Consider the following 21,343-nt stretch of genomic DNA (forward strand, 5'->3'; position numbering starts at 1 on the left):
CAGCGTGACAATGCATGCTCCATGAAGCGTAATGACCGGCCCGTCGGCGTCAGGCGCTGCGCAGGATCGCTACCGGGGCTTCCTTGGCTGCTCGTCGCGCCGGAACATAGGCTGCGGCCTGGCCCAACAGAAGCACGGTCAGCACGCCAATCGCGAGAAATGGCGCTTCGATCCTGGGCACCTCGTAGTACCGGGCCACGGCCATGTTCAGGCCGATGGCCAGTGCGGTACCGACCACAGACCCGGTGGCGGTGAGGATCAGGTTCTCCACCAGGAAGTACCGGAGGATGTCGGATTTCCGGGCGCCCAGTGCGCGCCGGATACCGATCTGTCGATACCGCTTGCGGACCCAGAAGCTGGCCAGTCCGTATACGCCCGTAGCGGTTACCACCAACAGCGCCAACCCGGAGCTCAGGAACATGATCGCCATGGTCTGATCGTGGCGGAAGTAGTCGGCGCGCAGCTCGCGGAACGAGGTGCTGCGGGAGATCGTGCGGTTCGCATCGCGCTGCGACAACGCGGCCTCACTGGACGTAATCACATCCGCCACGCGCCCATCCGCGGCACGGATGGCGAACATCACGCGAGGCCCGTCAGGAATCAGCGGCAGAATGAGTGACATGTCATTGTCTGCATCGGTCTTCAGAACAGGCCGGGAAAGCGTCTTGACCACGCCGACCACCTGGATGGGATGCTGCGCATCGGCATACAGGAACTTGCCGACGGCGCCGCCCTCGGGAAACAGCTTGTCCGCCAGTGCCTGCGAGACAACGGTCTCGCTCGCCTTGTAGAGCCCTGCATAGTCGGCGCTGGCCTCCATCGGCACGAACGCTCCCACAGACAGGTCACGGCCAGCAACAAGGGTCAGACCCAGTACCTTCGCCGCAGGCGACGATGCCGTATAGACGGTCGGCTCAGCCTCGACAATGCCGGAAATGTCATTGCCTTCAAGCGGCTTGTTGGTGAACCCGGCCGACCAGCTGTGCTGGGCAAGCGGAAGCGACTCGGCTGCGATTACCTGCTCGACGCCTGGTTGCTGGCGGATGGCCTCAAGGTCGGTCCTGATCGAGGCTGCAGGGTTGGCTGCTGCAGGCCCCAGGTACTCGGTCTCGATGACCCCCAGGTTCGCCTCTTCCAGGCCCGTCTTGTAGGTGAGCGTGCCCAACCGCTCGGATAGCAGAAACGCGAGGTTCGTAACGCACGCGGTGGCAACCAGCACCTGCACCAGAAGGATGGATGCGATGAAGCGGTTGCGGGTCAGCGCGCGGACGACAAGGGGGAGTTCTGCAATGCTCATTCTGACGCCTTGATCTGCATGGCCAGACGGCCTGAAGTAGCGCGCAGCGCAGGAAAGAACGCAGCGATGACACTGGAGACACACGCCAGGCCCACGGTGAGAGCGGCCATGCTCAGATCCATTTTGGCCAGCGAGGCGTAGTCCTCCGGCTGCATCCGCACAAGGTAGAGGCCGGCCTCTGCAACGATCAACCCTACCGCCCCGCCCAGGCCGCCGATGATCAGTGCTTCAGTGCAGAGCTGATGGATGACGTCCTGCCGGCGCGCACCCAGCGCACGACGGACCGATATTTCATGGGACCGGCGGATGAAGCGGGCGAAGATCAGGGCACTCATGTTCAGCAGGCAGACGATCAGGAAGCCCAGGCACAGCGCCAGCTGCAGCTTCACCTCGTTGGGGATGATGCGATGTTCGACCAGGAAGTCCTTCAAGGACACCATGCGCGGCGCGGTTGTCCTGTCAAACCTTCCGGCCTGCTGCTGTGTACGTGCGTAGTTGCCCAGGAAGCGCTCGTACTGCTCGACACTGGCCGCATCAGGCAACTCGGCCCAGAACTGGATCCATGATGTGCGGGCGTCCTGCAGGCGATTGAGGGGTTTGTCACTGCTCCATGAGAAGACGCTGCTGGACACCGCCATCTGCATTTCTGCGGCAACACCAATCGGGATGAAGAAGTCTTCGCGCCCCTTGAACACATCCTGTTGAAGGTCCGTATAGAACCGGGGGCGCGGGCTCCACGCACCGGCAACACCCATCACCCTGAATGCCTGGCCGCCAAGCCGGACGGTGGCTCCCACCAGCCCTTCACTGCCCAGACGGTCAGCCAGATCCTGGCTCAGCACGACAACCCGGGCGTGGACGGCATCATCTTCACGCGTCCACGCCCTGCCCTGCGCCATGGGGATGCCAAACATGGCAAACGCATCTGCAGTGACATACTGCCCCTGCGTGAAGAATGGAATCTGCACGCTGCGCTGCGCATCTACCAACAGACGGGTAGACGCCAGCGCGGTCTGATGGGAGGCGGGGGCCTGCCGAAGCAGGTTCTGCGCATCCACCCAGGTGAGGGCCACGCGCGGGTCCATGCCCGGCCTGACGTCGTAGGACGTGGGGAGCGCGTCGATGAAGGGGTGATAGAGATGCTCGCTCCGCCCCGGCAGTGGATCCCATGTCATGGTCCGCACGACAGTCAGCATCGTCATGCTTGCGCCGATGCCCAACCCCAGCGCCAGGATCAGCGCGGCGCTCATCCCCTTGGTTTCCAGAAGCCTTGTGCGGGCCAGCCCAAAGTAATAGCCGAACATATACGTCTCTCTAATGCAGAAAGGTGGCCGCAGACGGGATCATGTCCACCGTTTCAATCGAGATCCACGCCGTGCTGTTCTGCGCCCTGTCGCAGGCTTCCCGCAGATGCATCAGGCGGAAGCGCGACTGCTATCACCGATTACAGGCAAACGCCCTGCATTCACGCAAATGTTGTGCTGTGTGGCGCACAGCACAGTGCAGTGCGTCTCCCGCCAAGGCCCGCTGTGAACCCGGTTTGACTATGGCCTGAGAACTGAGCAGACTCAAAGTCAGCCTCTTCACCGGGGTCGTGCAGCAGATCAGAGTCTCTATATGGATATGGAAGTCGGCACCCTTTCTGCTCGGATCCGCTTTGCCCGGGTCAGCAGCGGTTTGTCGCAGACCGAATTGGCCAAGGCATTGGGCGTCAACCGCGCTACGGTCGGGCACTGGGAACGTGAGGACGGCTTCTCACCCACGGTCGACCACCTGCTGGACATGGCACGCGTGATGAATGTGAGCATGTCCTGGCTTGCAGCGGGTGAGGACATGAAGCCGTCCAGTGAAGCCGGTGGCACGCGCTCAAATCTGGAGGCCAGGATGGTGGCGCTGTCGAAGCACCTTCCGACGCCCTTTTTGCTCCATGTCGTGGCGCTGATGGAGAGCGCAGAGACATATATCTAGCGCAGGCAGATGCAGCACTTCCATCGTCCGTGTCTCCAAACGCCGGCCCAGATGTCGAATCGAGCGTCCGAATGGTGGATGTCAGCCAGCGGCAGTCGCTCCGTAGGTGCGACGTCGACCTACACTTCTCTGACGACCACTTCGCTGCCAGTACTGTTGGCAATGAAAATGCGTCGACCGTCAATCGTAATACTTGAGACATGGTAGTTGACCTTGAACGGGTCCGGGGTCAACTCCATCAGCATGTACTCAGACGCCAAGCCATCAGCTTTCCCATGGTTTTCCACGGCAATCAGCTGGTATGCATCCATGGTGTACCTGTGGAAGAGCTTGAGCTTCTCATTGCCTCTACCGCACCCAGCTATGGGTTTCTCATAGGCGTAGCTCTTCGAGAAATTCAACGTGATCGCCTCAGCAAGAGACTCCGATAGCGAAAGCCCGAAGTAGTCATCGACTCGCCTGAAACCCTCCAGATACCTGCCAACAAAGTAGTTGTGAATCTCCACAACGGGAACGAGCTGCCGTTCGGGAGCAAACGGTGATCCCGAGATACGTACTGTTTCTGAGATCCTCACTGCAAGCGCCCTGTCGCCCACGACTTGCATGTCGACCTGGGATCCTTCCACAAACACGAACCTGTTGAATGGCCCTAGATCCAACCCGCGCTCCTTCATCCATTCAGAAATGAACAGAGAAAGGTAGTTGGACGCGAGCTGGTAGCGAACCCGGAGCGGGACAGCGTAGCTGTAGTACTCAAGATCGATGTAGACCGCCGAAACATTCACGCCATGTCCTTTGGTGAACGCCTATGTCTTTCTCCGCAGGTGCCATACGGCCACTGCGAACTTCAACGTCCTGCCACGTGCCTCACGGAGGTGGCTACCCGCTCTGGTTCCGGCCACACAACAAGACGCCGTGCTCGCACTCCACGCCTACTCAAGCAAGTCGTGCAGATCGATGCCAGACGAATTCAACAAGTACTTTTCCCGCCCCACATGGTAGAGCTCAAACGTTCCCTTCTCTGAATCGATGACACGGACACCATCAAGCACTGCCAGGAATCCGAAGACCGCCGAGCGTGCTGCATCGCGGGCAACCGCGCGTAGCATGTCCGCTTCCACTTCGGACAAGCTGTTGAACCATTCGGACCGCACGGACAGGTCTGAAGCGACGCGCCGGCCTGGTGGGCGCGCCAGGTTGGAGATTGTGTCGTCCACGGCAGACTCCAGCACGTAGCGCTGAATTGCGGATACAAACTCGTCAGCCTTCATGTCAATGCCTCGGTTCTGCGGATGAATCAGGATGCGTTAGCTGGCTCGGTTCAGTTGAGCCCTTGGCATTGCTCGGCCGGGCTCTCGCAGGCCTTGCTGCACAATCACACAATCAGCCCGCTCCCGTTGTACTCAGCGCGAAGGCAATCTTCTCCGAAGCACAGATTTGACCCAATGCCGCCTCCAGCGCGCCGCGGCCGTCCAGCGTGTTCAGTGTCACCGCTATCCCGCCTTTGATCCCAAGCTTCCTCTGCGCAACGTCTGAGAGAAGCAGCTCAAGCTCCATGCCTTGCAGAAGCACGCCCACCAATCCGCCATAGCAAGGCTCAAGGCCGCCACCAACCTCGATATGGGCATGATCCATGCCCAGCTCCCTATCATGACTGTCGTACGACTTTGCGTTCTGCAGTATTACGTAGCGAGACGGATCGGTTGAGCTATCGGCCAACCCAACTATGACGCAGTAGTCATCTTCCTCCACGGAAACCACTTCTGCGGTGAACTCATACACGACCTGATCCTCCTTGTTCTCCGCCAGTGGCAACACACGCGCCAGCATGCGATGCCAACGCGTTACCCTTGAAACCCGGCGCTCCTCCGCAGGCGTCTGCCGGTGGTGAAGCCTGACGAGCCATCCTGGCTTGTGGCGGTGCGTAGCCTTGTCGAGCCAGTGCCGCGTCAAACGCATGCACGCATGGATCTACAGAACACGCCCCGCATAACGCGGGATCTCAGGGACCGAACCCCAGCGCCATTGCAACGACTTCTGCATCCTTGATGTAGAAGCATATGCTCGATCCGCTGCCCGAGAACCCACAGATGCGCTCGACATTGAAGGTGCCCAGCGCTTCCTGCTCAGTGTGGATCTGACCATACCTGCGCGCTGCACTAGCCGCCCTGGAAGCAGGGTCACCGATTGCAACTCCCTTGAGTTTCAGCTTCCGCAAGCTCTCGGTTCTACCTGCCGCAGGTTGCCCCATGCTGATCGAAGAAACGCGGATCTCGTCGACGGTTCGGTACTTCGAAGCGACATCAGGATTGGAGGTAATCAGGACCTCCAATCGGGTAGTTGGGTCCAGGTATCTGCGCTGTATCAGCCCAGCGGCATCCACGGTCCTGTCGCCATCGCCATATCGACGCACGACATCCTGTTCGCTGCAGACGTGAGGAATGAAATCGCCGTCGCGGAATGCTTTCGATACAAAGTCCACACGAGAGATATCTGCAGCAAAGCCCACGGCTGCAGGCAACATGCCCAGCGCAATCAGGATGAAAATGCGTGTCTTCATGACGTCTTCGTCTATCCATGGGAGGGGATGATCACAGAACAGTCGTGCGTCATCCGCTGACAACGATACGGGTTTCCGAGGTGCACTCTCTGTGGTGTCTGGCTCGAGCAGATCGCTGAAGCCTGATCGGGTCAGGAAGAGCTGAAGTACCCCTAGGAGTATCACCTGACTTCCCTGATGGTTGCCACCCTTGGTGGGCTGACACCATCAGGAGCCCGTTCCATCAGGAAACCACACATGAGCCTGGCGCTGGTCCACAGCCGTGCCCGCGCCGGGGTCGATGCCCCATTGGTGCGGATCGAGGTGCATCTCTCCGGTGGTCTGCCCGTCACCCAGATCGTCGGCTTGGCCGAGACCAGCGTGCGTGAGTCGCGCGAGCGCGTGCGTGCTGCCCTGCTCTGCGCGCGCTTCGACTTCGACTTCGACTTCGACTTCGACTTCGACTTCGACTTCGAGCTTGGCCTGACTGGCGAACTACGGCTGGTGTCCGGCGCGTTGCCCGCTGCGATTGCTACGCCCACTTGGATACCATCGACTGACAGGCCGTGGGGTTTTACACGCGCCATAGCTACGAGGCATTTGCCCAGCTCGGATGCTACCGGCCGGGCCACCAGCGTGACCTCATGAAGAAGCGCTTGGCATAAATCTCAGGTATCGGTCATCGACATCCGTAGCCCGCGTCCTGCATACACGCAAGGTGCCTGTAGTCACAGCTCCCGAAGCTCTCCCAGTTCTATATCCCGAGCATATGAGCGCCGACTACTTATCTGAACTACGTCGGATTCGAATCTTCGACCGTCCGTGCACTGAACGATGAAGTGGTAGTTCTCTGGTTCTGGACCAGCCACAACCATCATCGGCACCGAGAACAGGCCCCCAACGGGTTTCGACGAAACCACGCTATCGTTCTTCCCAAGCATGCTCAGCTCGCAACCGAGACTGCGACCATCACCCTGGCCTGCTGGCACTCGTCCCGAGACGCGCACGATCATGTCACCACCGAACGTCGCACAACCAGAGAGCAAAGCCAAACCCGTAATGGCCGCCACGGCACACTTCATTTCTGGCACTCCTGTTTGCTTGCTATGCACTTATTGAATGCACTCACGTTTGCACCTGCAAATGCTGTTGCAGCGCCTTCGAATTTATTCCCTTGCGCAGATCCATTCCTCATAAACTCTGCAACATATGCCCTTCGAGAAAGCGCCCCCGCGTTCCACTGGCGAATAACATGATAATACTCATGCAGAACCAGCTTCTGATCCTCAAAGAACTCTTCCATTGACAAATTCGGCGGAAGCCTAATGGAATTCTTGCGAGTCGTAACGAACTCATTATTGACGACAGTCTTGTTCCTGACATCAACGCCGGAGACAGATTCACCGAGTATCATTTCCAAACAATCCGCCATTGCTCCAGACGCAGGGGCCAGACCTAAATTATCGAAGTCAATCACAGGGTTCGCCAAAACGTAAGCGTACGTCGCCAAGCCTCCGGCAACCCCCAAAGGATCGCTCTGTGAGTACCGCCCTAACGCAGGGTTGTACTCCCGCTGGTAGTTGTAGAACAACCCACTCGCATCCGTCGCCTGCTGCCCCGGGAAACGCAGTGAGAGCTCAAAAGCTACGCCATCGCCATCTGGATCATTGGCCGGCGCCTGATGGAAGTGGCGGCGGCCGGTGGCCATCATCTGCTGCTGATCGGCAGCCCCGGCTGCGGAAAGACACTGCTGGCCTCGCGCCTGCCCAGCCTGCTGCCGGATTCCGAAGAGATCGATGCCCTGCAGTTGGCGGCCATCACTTCGGTCAGCGGCGAAGGGGTGGGCCCGAGGCGTTGGCGGCAGCGGCCGTGCACACCCGTTTCCATGAGAAGGCCTTCTCAGAGTGTGGCCACCTTGCATGACCATCTACGGCGTCTGATTGATGCTTCCCGGTTATCAGATCGTTGGTACTGATAGCCATTGCGAGAACGCTAGGCACTACGCATGAGCGTGGACGCTCACGCCTGAAGGATCTCGGGTGCTCAAGTGCGCCCTGGTCCAGATTCCCCGGCGAGCAGCCCGAGATTGCCTTCGCTAGCATTTGCAGAGGCGACCAAAGGCTTGGCTAGGCCGCAGCAAGGCCGCCTTCCGGCCTGACCAGATCGGAAAGATGACCATCAACGATGTGCACGTTCCGACTGGCCCGAAGTGCAAGCTGCTGATCATGTGTGACCATGATGATTGTCGCGCCGGCAGTATTGATCTCTTGGAGCAGCTCCATGACACCACGGGCCATCTCGGTGTCCAGGTTACCGGTCGGTTCGTCTGCCAGTAGCAGCCTGGGAGTCCCAGCCAATGCCCGCGCAATTGCGGCCCGCTGCTGCTGACCGCCGGACAGGGCACCTGGATGGTGCTGGGCCCGGGAGCCAAGGCCGACCCTCTCAAGAACGCCAGTAATCCTTTCCCGCCGGTCCTTCGCGCCAAGTCCCCGATACCGCAGAGGAACGTCAATGTTGTCATAGAGTGTTAGATCTGGAATCAGATTGAAGCCCTGGAAGATGAAACCGATCTTCTCGTTTCTGATCCTGCTGCGCTGGCTATCGCCTAGACGCGACACATCCTGGCCATCCAGCTCGTAGGAACCCGCCGTATATTCCTCAAGCAGGCCTGCAATGTTGAGAAACGTCGACTTTCCCGAGCCGGATGGCCCAGTGACTGCGACGAACTCACCCTCTCGCACATGTAGATCAAAGCCTCTGAGTGCATGAGTCTGCACCTGTTCAATCTGGAATACTTTACTGAGTCCTTGCATCTTCAGCATGTCGCACCTTGGTGTCTTCATGCGCCCGAGCGGGCGCAACTGTGATTCGAGTCAGAGAGATCGGATTGCTTGAACAGGTGTGATGGCTGAAGCCTTCAGTGCAGGCACCAGCACCGCGGCCTGACCGAGAAGCCACAGCGCAATAGCACTGATCGGCAGGTAGGCCACAGGGAGCCTTGGCAGCTCATAGAACCGCATCAGGCCCAGATTCATCGCATAGGAAAGGATCAAGCCGGCTGCGATCCCGATGGTGACGATGAGGAAGTTCTCGATCTGGAAGTAGCGAAGAATGTCCGATCGCGTGGCCCCCAAGGCCCGCCGAATGCCAATCTGCTTTCGACGCTGTTCTACCCAATAGCTTGCCAAGCCCACGATTCCCAGGGCTGTAGCACCGAGAAGTGCAACGATCACTGCCGCAAGCAGACCCATCATGACCTTTGCCCCGCGGAAGTAGTCAGACCTTAGTTCAGACAAAGGCCGACTAGCAGACTGATCGAAGACCACATCGGGCGCAGCTGCAGAAACTACCTTGCCCACTTGACCAAATATGCGAGGCAGGTCTTGAGGCTTAGCACGCACGACGTACCTGCCAGCGAGCTGCGGGCCCGCAACGGCGGGAACGACGAGTGACCAGTCGTTACCCAATGCCTCTCCTCCGCCTGGCTGCGACACCACAAGATGTTCGACTACTCCGATCACCGTAAAGCGGGTGTCCATCGCCCAGACGCTCTGGCCGACTGCCGTTTGTCCAGGCCAATAGCGATCTGCCAACTGCTGGGTCACCAGCACCGGCGCATTGGTGGGAACGTACTGCGCAATGGGCGCGTACTCCCCAGGCTCGGGCATCCGCCCTGATGTCAGTTTCAGGCCCAGCGCGTTCAGGGCCACTGCATCGCCGAGATAGAAGTCCAGCACGCCCCCGGACCGCTCAAGGGCCTCATCGGTGTTCACGCCGGCGCGGACACCGGGATCGCCAAACGGTACCGCGCTGATGACCCCGACTGACTCCACGCCAGGAATGGCCCGGATGGCGCTTATGACCCGCGCATTGATGTCATTTGCGTTGTCGGCACTGAATCCCGAGAGCTGAACGACCCCAAGGGAAGACTCTTCGACGCCACTATCCAAATTCAGCGCCCGACTCTTCTCCATGAACATGAAGATGGCGTTGCAGAGCACGGCACATGCCAAGGCGATCTCGATGGCGATCAAGAACGTAGCCAACCGGTGCTTCTTTAACGCAGCAACAATGATTCCCACTTGCATAGCGCACTCCCTCAAAGCAGCTTCAGCTGGGCGACCGGCTGGATGGAACTCGCCCGATAGGCAGGAATGGCACCCGCTACGAGACTGGTAACCAAAGACAGTACAAATGTGCCCAAGAACATGGCGATGTCCAAGTGCACCAGATCGGCGTACGCCACTGGCTGGATACGAATCGTCCACAGACCCAGTAGCGTCAAGAGCAGGCCGACAACGCCGCCGATGGCTCCGATCACCGCCGCCTCAACCAAGCACTGTGTAAACACCGCAATCCTGCTTGCGCCTAGCGCGCGGCGCAGGCCAATCTCTCCGCCGTGCCGCATGAATTTTGCAAGAAGCAGTCCTACCACGTTAGCCAGGCAGATCAGCAGGAACGCGAACGCTAAAGCAGTCTGGACCTTAACGTCGCTGGGAACGACCTGATTGAAGTCCAACCATCCCATCAACGACCGCATCCTCGTATTGTCGTCGTGCTTGATGCGACCTAGTCGCTTCTGCTCAGCTGCGTAGTTGCGAAGGAATCGTTCGTAGGCCTGCACACGATCTGGCCCCACAAGCTTCACCCACAACGCCACGGCAACACACGGGGCACCCTCAAGAACTCCAGGGCGCTCCGGTGCCGCCCAGCACGTGAACGGCTGAAAGTCACCCTCATTGATCTCCAAACTGGCCGACAGAGGCAGGAAAATGTCATCTGCCGCGCCATAGAATCCGGATGTCTCGCCACCAGAGAAACGCCCACCTCTGATCTTGTAGAACAAGGGCGATGGCCGCCATGCTCCAAGTACGCCGATGATCTGAAGGTTCGTATCCTTGACCCGGATGCTCTGACCGACGCTGTTGCGGCCGGCGAACAACTGTTGGTTGAGGCGGTGAGAGATCACGGCAACGCGACTGCGGCGCTCATCGTCTTCGGAAACCCACGACCTTCCATATTGCAGTGGCACATCGAACATCGTGAAGAAGTCCGCCGTCGTCGAAATGGATGAGATCATCAGCGGCGCCGCGCCGGGAATCTCCGATCGGACCTTGACGGGATTGGAGACGACCATCGTCTGGCTATCCGCCTGCTTGGCGGACCAAAGGTCATAAGCCGTCCTGTAGTCCATGACGTCATATGGCTCCCGCCCCTTGGACTCCGGGTTCACGTCGACCTGGGGGTAGTAGATATCTCCACTCTTGCCGGGAAGCGGGTCGCCAGACAGAAGGTGCATGACCGTCAGGGTCGTCATGCTTGCTCCGATTCCCACAGCAATTGCCAGGATCATCAAGCCGGTAATGACCTTGTTCCTGGCAGCGTTGTGCAAAGCAACTTTCACGTAATAGCCAAACATCTAAGCAGTGCTCCTTTCTTGTTCCTATCCGCTATGCGCATACTTATGTCGCACGGCTATGCTGGCTGCAGTTCCAAGCCATCGCCAATGAAGACAGTTGGCGATTCCAAGTCATGAACATCGTCGAAGAGGTCGCGATACTCCAGCCCTCCATGCATGATCATCACCAGAGTTCTCCCATTCGTGATCTGCATGATCTTCTCCATTGCGATCGCTTGGGCACTGACATCCAGGTTTGAGAGCGGCTCGTCCAGCACATAGAGATCGGCTTTCTTTGCGAGAGCCAGCGCAAGTGCGACCTTCTGTTGCTGACCTGCAGACAGCTGATCCGGGTGTGCGTCCAGGATCTCCGGAGAGCAAACAGCCAAGGCTTTGAGAAGACCAAGATCAGCGCCAAGATCCCTGACAGCCAGGGGGGGGAAAGCAAGTGGAAGCGTTGAGGAACTGATCTGGATAGGCAATGAGATGCTACCAGTGGTTGGCCGCAAGTTCCTTGCGAGGATGTTTGCGAGTGTTGTCTTCCCAGAACCGTTGTCGCCGGTGATAAGGAGCCGCCTGCCTGGATTGATCGTCAGGGAGACGTTGCGAAGCACGTCTGTCTGGCCATAGCTGAACCCCACGGAATCCAAGATGACGCTGTCCGAATGACAGATCTCCAGCGGGCCCCGTTGCCGAAGGAACTCGGAGATGCGATGGACGGTAGCGCCATAACTCTGCAGCTCTGCCCAATGTTTGAATATCGCGATTAGAGTGGTAGCGGCCCGCCAGAATGCGTTCATGAACGCAATGAAGGATCCGAAGGTCATCTTCTTCTGAAAGACGAACAACGCACCCACGAAGATTGAACATACGTCCGAGACCACCATCGTCAGGTCGCTTGCACCCTGCAGCGTGCGGACCACCTTGAACCGGCGGTAGCCGGTGTCAAGAAGATCACCCATTCCAGTGTCGAAGGACTTCACTGTCTTTCCCGCTAGTCCAAACGTTCCAACCATCTTCAAGCTGCCGACTGCCTTGGTGAGGACGCCTAGAACCTCAGCTTCCTTTTCCCGTTCCGTAGACGTCAGTGCCCTGATTCGCTTGCCAACGATCAAACTGACCACCGTGGCTATCGGGATGATTGCAGCGAGGACTGCGAAGGCCTGCCATGATATGTAGAGGAGTGCGCTGACCAAGGCGGCAAACATGGCCACCTTTGCCACCATCCCCCTTACCAGGACAAGCATCGGCACCAAGCCGTCCTTCACGTCAGACCTGATTCGCGAGACGTAATGCCCTACGCCATTTCGCAGGAAATCGTTGTAGCGCTCGCTGTAGAACGCGCGCAGGAGATCCTCGCTTACCCGTCGGATGATCCGGTTGTCCAGTCGTTGCTGCCAAAGCGAAGTCACATAGGCGCCGGCGTTGAGTGATACGCCTAGAGCAAGGTAGCCAAGCACCAGATACATCAGGCGCGCGAAGTCACCTCGCAGCGAAGCCTCGTCGAGGATAGCCTTGATCAGCAACGGATGTATCAGCCCCTCTGCCGCACCGACAATGGCCGCGACTGCGGTTACCGCCAGATACTCAGCCCGCTGCTGACCGAGCAAGCGGGAGAAGTCCCGCCACTCGGTGCGCGCTTGCTTTGGATCTGGAGCGGAGCGCGAAGAGTCAGGTGCGTTCATCGTGAGCCCAGCCCCATTACGCTATCTCTCCGACGAGGTGGAGGAATGGCTGAGTGCGCGACATATGCCTCAAAGCCGAAGCATCCAGGATGTCCAGGCAGAAGTCATCTAGATGCGGCGAACTCAGCCGGTGTAGTGCCCGGATGGCGCCACTCATGCCTGTAGCGTAGTCGCAGGAGATCCGGAACAGATTCTCACCCGGTATCATTGCCGTGTCGTCGTCCCCGAACACATAGAGTTCCGTGAGGCCCTCGTATGGTCTATTGGCCAAGTCGAGATACTTGGGGTCACCTGAGTAGACATAGGCATCCACCAGCGTGTCGATGAGTCCGGCGAGGCCATAAATGAGCCCGGGGAAGCCAGAGTACTTGCGATACAGGTCCATCACCAACGAATCAACCACATCCCACTGCCCATACCTGATGGCAACCTTGATGATGCCGGCGGTACCCTGCTCCACGTAGGGCTCATAGGTCGACACACCGGTCGGCGCCGCGGCGAATGTCGTAATTCCAGGCTCCAGCTCGTATCCATGCGAAAGGTCATACGCCAGCGCCGATGCACCCATCGACTTCCACTGAGGATCGCCAGTGACTTGGGACAGCCTGAGCAGGAACAGGGCGACCCCTGACTGCCCATAACCGAAGCCAATCCGAACAGCGCCGTCCTCCTCCCAGAAGATGCCGCGCTCAGATCGGAGTGCGGATGCGCTCAACTCAACCGCGAGATCGAGAGCAGCATCCAGATACTCCTGGGACTTTGAGGCAACGAAGGCCGCCAGATTCGCCATGCCGATGCCAGCCGCCCCGTAGTACAGCGACACTTGCCCCTTGAGCCTCCGGCTCGCATTGGCCATGTCAACAAAGCCAAGGCCCACTTTATTGTGGCCTATTGCCAGATGCGCCCAACCTATCCCGGCCAAGCCCGTCAGTACGCCCGGCGCCGTGTTTCTCTGATTCAGGCCTGCGATCTCCAAGAAATGCCTCTCAAGCGCCTCATCGGGCACCACATTGCCGGAGCGGGTTAGCGCATAGATCACGCCAGAAGAACCGAACCCAAGACCGCCCGCATTTGTAGAAAGCGCGAACGGGTCACAAGGGAACAAGGTGTACTTGGGCTCCAGCCGATAGTTGGTCTGAACGAATCGCGACAATCGCTTGACCAGATCTGCAACCGGATCCAGGGTGCTCTGGCGCGCGCCGTAAGGCTCAACTACGAGTGCGCTCTGATGCAGGCGGTTCTCAGCCTGACGGAGATCGATTCGTCCCTGCGCAAGATCTCGAATCAGCCCCAGGACTGGCGTACCCTCCCAGCCCATGTCACGAATGATCCGGGGAAGAACATCGTCAAAGAGATCGTCCCGAACATAGGCCATAGCCACAATCGGGAACATGGAGTACATCATTATCGCAGCGACTGCATACAGATCATCTTCGACGCTACTGACCTTGACCCTGCTCTTGATCTGGCTTCGGAAGCCAGGCGTATGGATGTCATCGGACTCTCCCAAGGCAGGCTGGAATGCCGCCTCCAGATCAATCAGACGCACCTCCAGTGACTGCTTCTCTACGAGGATGTTTGGGGGAGACAGATCGCCAATGACAATCCCTGCTCCATGGGCGGTATCGACGGCTCGGAAGATGTTGGTGAAGATCGTCCGATACATCTCATAGAACTTCTGACTGTCCTCGGCGGTTGGCCTTACGGTCATCAGCGGAGAGAACTGCAGCATGATCTGTCGCATGTCATGAGCATCGAAATGCTCTTCGACCATGTAGAAGTTCTCCCAGTCCCAGAAGGAATCCAGCACTGCAGGAGCAACCCCTAACGGGCTGAGAATATTGAGATTCCCCATCTCGCGCTTTAGACGAGTGGTTGCGTCTCCACCGTTCTCATAGAGCTCGACGTGAGGCCTTGCCTCCTTGATCACCACCTGCTGGCCAGATGTCACATCCTTTGCCAGATACACGCCACCGGTGTTGGAGAACCCCAAGGCGCTCTCGATCAGATAGCGGCCATCTTTCAGGGTCATCTCGCCAGCGTCCTCGTCCTCCAACGGGAACGGATCTTCAGCCCACGGCGGCGTCTCGAAGTACGGTGTACGACGATCAGCGATGTGGTCCCCTTCGGGCGATACCAGCATTGGGATCATTCGACCCATGAAGTCCAGGCGACTTACTTGGATGATGCCACCATACCTGTAGTAGATGCAGCGACTGTCCTTGTAGCGCCTATCAGAGAGGATGTAAGACCCGATGTTGGATCCGACTTCCTGATACAACAACTCAATGAGTTCCTTGAACTCGCTTTCCGTGCGCGGATAAATCGTGATGAACTTCCCAGATCCGCCGCGTGGCCAACGCTTGGACGTCATCATCCTCATGGTCCGGCAGTCATTGGCAAACTTGAACTGCACATCACGCTGCAACAGGATCTCAGCAACGGAACTCAGGATTTCCTTGCAGTTCTCTTCAATTGCCGAAAGGTGGATTTTCCAGCCTTGGGCAGGAAGCATCGGCACGCCGGAGCCGGCGGGAGGAACGACGTGCGACCATACGCCGATCCGACGGATGCCCCATCCTCGACCATGCGCGGCAAGCAGCGGATAGACAAGCGAAGCCAGCTCATCACTGGGCTTGTAGTGATCGTAGTTAGGCTCGTAGAAGCGTTCATCACTGCTGATGAAGTTGATCTTGTCCACATGTCGCAGCTCTCGCAGCGTCGGGTTTCCGGCTGACATCAGGCGCTATCCTTAGAGATGATCGGCCTGACGCCTCTCAACGGGAGACCTGAAGCCGGTGTTTGTACAAAAGGGCGTCGGAGATCCGACGCCCTTCCAGAAGCTACTTACGAAAGCTTCTCTACCTGCTCAGGACCGCAGCAGGTGTGGGTCGAGCTGGTCGAGCTGTTGCCCATCACGCTGACCGAGGTGTCGAGCGCCAGACGCTGCAGATTCAGTACACGATTCATTCGTTGTTTCCTTTGTTTGACTCGAGGAACGCCACCCCCCCCGACTAATCGCCCTTGGATGAGCGCGCTCCCCTGGGAGCTGGTGAAGAGATTGCGCCAGCACTTTGGGCCATGCCGCACGCTGGCGATGCGCTCTTACTGAGGTTCCTGCGATCCGGTGTTGCAGCAGGAATGAGCAGAGCTGGTGCAACTATTGGCGAGCAAGGAAATGCTGCTGTCCAGTTGCAACTTCTGCAAGCTGAGAACTCGGTTCATAGAGAGACCCTCTTTCTGACAGGAGACTCAACGCCTTGCCACACACGACCACATAGCGGTGTAGATGGCAGCGGCGACACTCCATTGCGGGATGTCGATCAGTAGGCCTGGCAAAGCATCAGTGCCGCTGTCGCACCTAGGAAGCAGACAGCGGCACGCCATGCGTCAGCAGCTGTTACAGCTGCTGTTCCTGCGAGCTACCGTCGCAGCAGCTGTGGGTCGAGCTACCCGAGCTATTACCCATCACGCTGACGGAGGTATCCAAGGCCAGACGCTGCAGATTCAGTACACGGTTCATAACAACTCTCCTTAGTTGACTACGAAATACCGATCAAACCTGGCCATCGGCCAAGCAGTCGGCGAGACACTGCGCACTGACAGGTCAGTGGCGCAGATACGTAGGCAAGAGATTGTTGCTGGGGCAGAACGGGGAGCGACGCACTCAACCCGCAAGGCACGCATATCTAGACTTCGTGCGCACTTGACTGCTCTGACCATCCCTTGCCGATACTGACTCCTCCATGCATGCAGTTCGCCAATCATGCTCTCGATCAGAGATCGGGCGTGCAACTGCAGTTGAACTTGATAGTGCATCAAACTTCGCGTCGAGTCTATCCAACTTCCCATCAAAAACATTGCCGGAACATTGCGCAGAGACAAACATCACACTTAGCCGCTAGATGTTGCAGGGCATCATTCGGTAATTCTCTAGTCGACTGTATTGACGACGACTTCTTCCGATGTCACCTTGCGGCCTGTCTAGGAGGTGGCATCGGAAATGCACGCACAATTGAGCGCGACCACCGCCGCTGAATGCCGGTTTTGCAGGCGCTTTTCCCTGCATTGTTCGGTGTGCACCTGCCGACATGGCGTCGACGGGTTGTTTTTCTTCAACAACTATGGAGAGTTGTCATGAACCGTGTACTGAAGCTTCAGCGTCTGGCCCTGGACTCCTCGGTTGGCCTGCTTGGCAACAGCTGCAGCAGCTCGACTCACTCTTGCTGCAACAGCCAGCAGCAGAAGTGATGCAAGTGGAGCAGCGGCACATGCCGCTGCTCCTCCTGTCTGCCATGTTTCGACTTGCCCTCCTGGATTACCTTTTGCCTCGTAAATGAGGTTGCCGGTGACGTGATGGCGAGACGCGGCACAAAGCGCTGATGGACGCGCTGACTGTGCATCGTGGCAGCGGATAGTGATACCAACCAACGTCTTTTGGGCTGATGGACAGCCAGTCGACCAGAGCTGAACTGACGGCAGGCGCAAAGGCAGCGATCGCGCCGAGCGTAGACCTTGTGGTGATGGGCAGCCTTCGCCACCCAAGAGTCTGTGTGTTGCGCGATCCAGACGTCCTGGTCACTCCACGTCATCTTGCCCCTGGCATAGTTCTATGCCTGACCAAATAGACCTCCGCTGCAAGCATGGATTGTCGCGGCTTTGAAGGAAGCCAGGGGACTGATCTGATGCGCTGGGGAGCTGGGTTCCTGCGCCAGTGCGAAGGCGAGTGCAGCAGGCCCAGGTCGATTACATACCCAGATCGGACAGCCCCGGATGATCATCCGGGCGACGCCCTAGCGGCCAGTGGAACTTGCGCTCGCTTTCCTTGATGGGCATGTCGTTGATGCAGGAGAAGCGACGCGCCATCAAACCGTCACCCCCGAATTCCCAGTTCTCGTTTCCATACGAGCGGAACCAGTTGCCGGAATCGTCGCGCCATTCGTACGCATAGCGCACGGCGATACGGTTCCCGATAAAGGCCCATAGTTCCTTGATCAGGCGGTACTCCAGCTCCTTCTTCCATTTGCGCGCAAGGAACTGCCGGGCTTCCTCCCGACCGTTGGTAAACTCGGCACGATTACGCCACGTGGTGTCGAGCGAGTAGGCAGGCGCGACCTTGTCGGCATCGCGGGTGTTCCAACCATCTTCGGCAAGGCGAACCTTCTGGATCGCCGATTCAAGGGTGAAGGGGGGAAGCGGGGGACGGGTTTCAGCAGCGGACACGGTGTGACGTCCAGTCAAAATGGATGAACGGGTTGCTTCAACGGATTCGGTGTCGCCCAGGCGCTAACGCGTGGCCTGTTTCAGCAGCAACTGCGCGACGTCTCTTGCATTGTCTGCGGCGTCGTAGTCGCCCATTACGCGCGATATGGTGATTGCGCCTTCCACCAGCACCAGCAGTTGCCGTGCCAGAGTGGCCGGCTGCTTGATGTCCAGCTGGCCTGTGAGCTCAAGCGTGTAGTCGAGCAGTTTCCGTTTATGGTGCTTGGCGATCACCCGGATCGGATCATCAGGATTTCCGACTTCGCCTGCGGTGTTGATGAATGCACAGCCGCGGTAGCCTTCCGACTGGAACCACCCCTTGAGCACGGTGAACATGCGCAGGATGCGTTCTTCGGGGCCATCGGCCTTGTTGCATTCCTGCATGAACCAGTCGAGCCAACGCACGTCGCGCGCACTCAATGCAGCGGCTGCGACCTCGTCCTTGTTTTCGAAATGACGGTAGATGCTCTTGCGGGCGACGCCGGAGGTCTTCACCAGCAGGTCCATGCCCGTGGCATGGATACCGTTCTGATAGATCAGCGCTTCGGCCGTTGCCAGGATCTTCTGCTTGGTGTCGGTCATGGGCTTGTCCATAGCGCCAAGGCAGAACGATCGTTCTACCTTGTCAACACGTAGTTTATTGGGTCATACGGCAGCGCATTACGCGTGGGCGTGGCCTGCGGGCCAGAATCCACCTAGGCGCATCACCTGCAAGCCCCGATAGCACCCGCAGACCGCCTACCGCACCATCGAGCGTCTGTCCGCAGGAAACCACACATGAGCCTGGCGCTGGTCCACAGCCGTGCCCGCGCAGGGGTCGATGCCCCATTGGTGCGGATCGAGGTGCATCTCTCCGGTGGTCTGCCCGTCACCCAGATCGTCGGCCTGGCCGAGACCAGCGTGCGCGAGTCGCGCGAGCGCGTGCGTGCTGCCCTGCTCTGCGCGCGCTTCGACTTTCCGCAGCGGCGCATCACCTTGAACCTGGCCCCAGCCGATCTGCCCAAGGAAGGCGGGCGCTACGACTTGGCGATTGCCTTGGGCATCCTCGCCGCCAGCGGCCAGGTCGATCCGCAGTCGCTGCTGCAGTACGAGTTCCTCGGTGAGCTGGGGCTGACCGGAGAGCTGCGGCCGGTGTCCGGCGCACTACCTGCGGCCATCGCTGCAGCCGAAGCGGGGCGCATCCTGATCGTGCCACCCGGCAACGCCGCCGAAGCCGCGCTCGCCCAGCACGCCGATGTGCGCGTGGCGCGTACCCTGCTGGAATGCTGCGCCGGGCTGGGCAATCCACGCTTGCTGCCGCAGGTGGAACGCGTGGACACCACGCCGTTGCCGCTGCCCGATCTGGCCGATGTGCGCGGTCAGGCGCTCGCGCGCCGGGCGTTGGAAGTGGCGGCGGCCGGCGGCCATCATCTGCTGCTGATCGGCAGCCCCGGCTGCGGCAAGACACTGCTGGCCTCGCGCCTGCCCAGCCTGCTGCCGGATAGCGAAGAGATCGACGCCCTGCAGTTGGCGGCCATCACTTCGGTCAGTGGCGAAGGGTTGGACCCGAAGCGCTGGCGACAGCGGCCGTTCCGGGCGCCGCACCACAGTGCGAGCGCGGCGGCGTTGGTGGGTGGCGGCAATCCACCCTGCCCTGGCGAAATCTCGCTGGCGCATCACGGCGTGCTGTTCCTGGATGAACTGCCCGAGTGGAACCGCAGTGCGCTGGAAACTCTGCGCGAGCCATTGGAGTCGGGCCACATCCGCATCTCCCGCGCGGCACGCAGCGTGGTCTACCCCGCGCGCTTCCAACTGGTGGCGGCGATGAACCCGTGCCCCTGCGGTTGGGCCGGCGACCGCAGCAATCGCTGCCTGTGCAGCGACGAGCGCATCACCCGCTACCGCGCGCGGGTATCGGGCCCGTTGCTGGACCGCATCGACCTGCACATCAACGTGAGCCGCATGGATGCAGTGGAGTTGCGTGAGAGCACGCCACTGGGCGAGCCCAGCGCCAGCGTGCGCTCACGGGTGGAAGCGGCGCATGCGCGGCAGCAGGCGCGTGGTGGGCTCAATGCGCACCTGCCGCCGGCCGCGCTGCGCGCGTGCACGCGCTTGAGCGAGGCCGACCAGGACCTGCTGGAACAGGCGATCGAGCGCCTGCAGCTGTCGGCGCGGGCAATGCATCGCATCCTGCGGGTGGCGCGCACGATTGCTGATCTGGCCGAAAGCGAGACGATCCAGACCGCACACTTGGCTGAGGCCATTGGATATCGGCAGTTGGATCGCGCGGGGACTACCACCTGATGGCATCACGGCCCTTCGGCTCGACACAACGCGTGCGCGGCCGCGACCCCAAGGGCCTCACCAGGTTCCAGGCAAAAAATTACCCCGGCCGCGTGCCCGTTGGGGCAGAGACGGTACCGGGGTGTACAGCGGCACGGTACCTGGCAGGCGAGTGCTATGCAAGCGGTTGTGTGAAGGAGTTCAGAGGGGAATGAAGCATGCCGACCTGGAGAACGCGTTGTCACTGGAACGCTTTGGGCGCTACCTGGCCTGGGCGGCTGGCGACCGCGATAGAGCGATTGCCCTGTACGGTTACAACACCCGTCTGTCCGAAAGCCTGTACACACCTCTGCAGACGCTTGAAGTGGTCCTGCGCAACCGCATCCACAGCACACTGAGCCAAGCCAAAGGCGACGCGTGGTACGAAGGTCACGCCAGCGTCCTACGGGTGCCCTATCAGACCCAACAGACGGCCAAGGCCATTGACGAGCTGATCAAAGCGGGAAAGTCGGTGACCGCAGGCGGTGTAGTTGCCAGCCTCACTTTCAGTTTCTGGACGACCATGTTCAACAAGGATTACGAGACCCTTTGGCAACAGATTCTGCACCGGATTGCTACGCCCTCCGCGCCGCGGGGATTGAAGCGAAAGAGCTTCTCGGGTCCGCTAACCCGCATACGCGTGCTGCGCAACCGCATCGCCCATCACGAGCCCATCCTCGGTTGGAACTTGCACCGCCACCATTCTGAGATTCTGAAACTGATCGGGTGGCTCTCGCCACCCGCCTCGATCTGGTGCCGTCAGAACAATCGGTTCCCACACGTTTATCAAGACAGAAGGATCTCGCTGTCGCGCCTGCCATATCCCTAGCCCCTGACGCTGCGCTCTGAAAGCTTCGCCGCAGAACTGCCCAAAGCATTGCGTACCAGACGTC

Annotated in this window: 20 protein-coding genes and 2 pseudogenes; 6 read left to right on the forward strand and 16 right to left on the reverse strand. The window is 59.3% G+C overall.

Translation table 11 applies throughout. The features are described 5' to 3' along the window. Nucleotides 1-49 precede the first annotated feature (49 nt). Together HUT07_RS18825 and HUT07_RS18830 are read right to left on the reverse strand one after the other, a co-directional pair. On the reverse strand, nucleotides 50-1,297 hold the full coding sequence (locus HUT07_RS18825) for an FtsX-like permease family protein (protein ID WP_254898896.1): 1,248 nt from the start codon (nucleotides 1,295-1,297) through the stop codon (nucleotides 50-52). Further along, a complete protein-coding gene (locus HUT07_RS18830; RefSeq protein WP_176022189.1) occupies nucleotides 1,294-2,601 on the reverse strand; it encodes an ABC transporter permease in 1,308 nt (435 codons plus the stop codon). The genes HUT07_RS18825 and HUT07_RS18830 overlap by 4 nt, the downstream gene beginning before the upstream one ends. Before the next feature lie 313 nt (nucleotides 2,602-2,914). Here HUT07_RS18830 and HUT07_RS18835 point away from each other — a divergent pair, with 313 nt between their 5' ends. Then, nucleotides 2,915-3,265: a helix-turn-helix transcriptional regulator gene (locus HUT07_RS18835; protein WP_176022190.1), complete on the forward strand. Its 351-nt coding sequence runs from the start codon at nucleotides 2,915-2,917 to the stop codon at nucleotides 3,263-3,265. 119 nt (nucleotides 3,266-3,384) lie between these two features. On the opposite strand, the gene HUT07_RS18840 is transcribed toward HUT07_RS18835, so the two are convergent. The 4 genes from HUT07_RS18840 to HUT07_RS18855 all read right to left on the reverse strand — a co-directional run bounded on the left by HUT07_RS18840 (nucleotide 3,385) and on the right by HUT07_RS18855 (nucleotide 5,825). Continuing rightward, nucleotides 3,385-4,050 carry a hypothetical protein gene (locus tag HUT07_RS18840; protein WP_176022191.1) on the reverse strand — a complete coding sequence of 222 codons (666 nt, stop codon included), beginning with the start codon at nucleotides 4,048-4,050 and terminating at the stop codon, nucleotides 3,385-3,387. Nucleotides 4,051-4,197: 147 nt separating this feature from the next. Beyond that, complete coding sequence (locus HUT07_RS18845; RefSeq protein ID WP_176022192.1) at nucleotides 4,198-4,536, reverse strand: hypothetical protein; 339 nt, start codon at nucleotides 4,534-4,536, stop codon at nucleotides 4,198-4,200. 112 nt (nucleotides 4,537-4,648) lie between these two features. Then, the gene (locus tag HUT07_RS18850) at nucleotides 4,649-5,095 is read right to left on the reverse strand and encodes an Imm10 family immunity protein (RefSeq protein ID WP_176022193.1); all 447 of its coding nucleotides are present in this window, start codon (nucleotides 5,093-5,095) and stop codon (nucleotides 4,649-4,651) included. Nucleotides 5,096-5,267: 172 nt separating this feature from the next. Continuing rightward, complete coding sequence (locus HUT07_RS18855; protein ID WP_176022194.1) at nucleotides 5,268-5,825, reverse strand: hypothetical protein; 558 nt, start codon at nucleotides 5,823-5,825, stop codon at nucleotides 5,268-5,270. A gap of 237 nt (nucleotides 5,826-6,062) precedes the next feature. On the opposite strand from HUT07_RS18855, the pseudogene HUT07_RS18860 reads away from it, so the two are divergent. Next, nucleotides 6,063-6,338: pseudogene (locus HUT07_RS18860) on the forward strand (magnesium chelatase domain-containing protein); the annotation flags it as partial. A gap of 544 nt (nucleotides 6,339-6,882) precedes the next feature. On the opposite strand, the gene HUT07_RS18865 reads toward HUT07_RS18860, so the two are convergent. Continuing rightward, nucleotides 6,883-7,515 (reverse strand): RHS repeat-associated core domain-containing protein, encoded by a 633-nt coding sequence (locus HUT07_RS18865; RefSeq protein WP_176022196.1) that lies wholly within the window; start codon nucleotides 7,513-7,515, stop codon nucleotides 6,883-6,885. Between HUT07_RS18865 and HUT07_RS18870 the strand changes: the two are divergent. Continuing rightward, nucleotides 7,477-7,674, forward strand: a pseudogene (locus HUT07_RS18870) (ATP-binding protein); the annotation flags it as partial. The gene HUT07_RS18865 and the pseudogene HUT07_RS18870 sit on opposite strands and share 39 nt — an antisense overlap. Nucleotides 7,675-7,930: 256 nt before the next feature. On the opposite strand, the gene HUT07_RS18875 reads toward HUT07_RS18870, so the two are convergent. The 7 genes from HUT07_RS18875 to HUT07_RS20395 form a co-directional block, all read right to left on the reverse strand. Continuing rightward, on the reverse strand, nucleotides 7,931-8,626 hold the full coding sequence (locus tag HUT07_RS18875) for an ABC transporter ATP-binding protein (RefSeq protein WP_176022197.1): 696 nt from the start codon (nucleotides 8,624-8,626) through the stop codon (nucleotides 7,931-7,933). 51 nt (nucleotides 8,627-8,677) lie between these two features. Beyond that, entirely contained in the window at nucleotides 8,678-9,892 is a 1,215-nt protein-coding gene (locus tag HUT07_RS18880) for an FtsX-like permease family protein (RefSeq protein ID WP_176022198.1), read from the reverse strand. A gap of 11 nt (nucleotides 9,893-9,903) precedes the next feature. Further along, the gene (locus tag HUT07_RS18885; RefSeq protein WP_176022199.1) at nucleotides 9,904-11,223 is read right to left on the reverse strand and encodes an ABC transporter permease; all 1,320 of its coding nucleotides are present in this window, start codon (nucleotides 11,221-11,223) and stop codon (nucleotides 9,904-9,906) included. Nucleotides 11,224-11,279: 56 nt separating this feature from the next. Next, nucleotides 11,280-12,887: an ABC transporter ATP-binding protein gene (locus HUT07_RS18890; RefSeq protein WP_176022200.1), complete on the reverse strand. Its 1,608-nt coding sequence runs from the start codon at nucleotides 12,885-12,887 to the stop codon at nucleotides 11,280-11,282. Nucleotides 12,888-12,903: 16 nt separating this feature from the next. Beyond that, nucleotides 12,904-15,627 carry a class III lanthionine synthetase LanKC gene (lanKC, locus tag HUT07_RS18895; RefSeq protein ID WP_176022201.1) on the reverse strand — a complete coding sequence of 908 codons (2,724 nt, stop codon included), beginning with the start codon at nucleotides 15,625-15,627 and terminating at the stop codon, nucleotides 12,904-12,906. Between the two features lie 107 nt (nucleotides 15,628-15,734). Continuing rightward, nucleotides 15,735-15,857 (reverse strand): class III lanthipeptide, encoded by a 123-nt coding sequence (locus HUT07_RS20390; protein WP_217706647.1) that lies wholly within the window; start codon nucleotides 15,855-15,857, stop codon nucleotides 15,735-15,737. A 430-nt stretch (nucleotides 15,858-16,287) separates the two neighbouring features. Beyond that, entirely contained in the window at nucleotides 16,288-16,410 is a 123-nt protein-coding gene (locus HUT07_RS20395; RefSeq protein WP_200731923.1) for a class III lanthipeptide, read from the reverse strand. Nucleotides 16,411-17,024: 614 nt separating this feature from the next. Here HUT07_RS20395 and HUT07_RS20400 point away from each other — a divergent pair. Next, entirely contained in the window at nucleotides 17,025-17,138 is a 114-nt protein-coding gene (locus HUT07_RS20400; RefSeq protein ID WP_217706648.1) for a class III lanthipeptide, read from the forward strand. Between the two features lie 495 nt (nucleotides 17,139-17,633). On the opposite strand, the gene HUT07_RS18900 is transcribed toward HUT07_RS20400, so the two are convergent. Both HUT07_RS18900 and HUT07_RS18905 read right to left on the reverse strand, forming a co-directional pair. Beyond that, on the reverse strand, nucleotides 17,634-18,110 hold the full coding sequence (locus HUT07_RS18900; RefSeq protein WP_176022202.1) for a nuclear transport factor 2 family protein: 477 nt from the start codon (nucleotides 18,108-18,110) through the stop codon (nucleotides 17,634-17,636). Nucleotides 18,111-18,173: 63 nt separating this feature from the next. Then, nucleotides 18,174-18,743: a TetR/AcrR family transcriptional regulator gene (locus tag HUT07_RS18905; RefSeq protein ID WP_176022203.1), complete on the reverse strand. Its 570-nt coding sequence runs from the start codon at nucleotides 18,741-18,743 to the stop codon at nucleotides 18,174-18,176. Between the two features lie 183 nt (nucleotides 18,744-18,926). On the opposite strand from HUT07_RS18905, the gene HUT07_RS18910 reads away from it, so the two are divergent. Together HUT07_RS18910 and HUT07_RS18915 are read left to right on the forward strand one after the other, a co-directional pair. Continuing rightward, on the forward strand, nucleotides 18,927-20,432 hold the full coding sequence (locus HUT07_RS18910) for a YifB family Mg chelatase-like AAA ATPase (protein ID WP_176022204.1): 1,506 nt from the start codon (nucleotides 18,927-18,929) through the stop codon (nucleotides 20,430-20,432). 190 nt (nucleotides 20,433-20,622) lie between these two features. Next, nucleotides 20,623-21,279, forward strand: a complete 657-nt coding sequence (locus HUT07_RS18915; protein WP_176022205.1) for an Abi family protein — start codon at nucleotides 20,623-20,625, stop codon at nucleotides 21,277-21,279. Nucleotides 21,280-21,343: the final 64 nt, after the last annotated feature.

This window comes from Stenotrophomonas sp. NA06056 (assembly GCF_013364355.1).
Taxonomy (GTDB): domain Bacteria; phylum Pseudomonadota; class Gammaproteobacteria; order Xanthomonadales; family Xanthomonadaceae; genus Stenotrophomonas.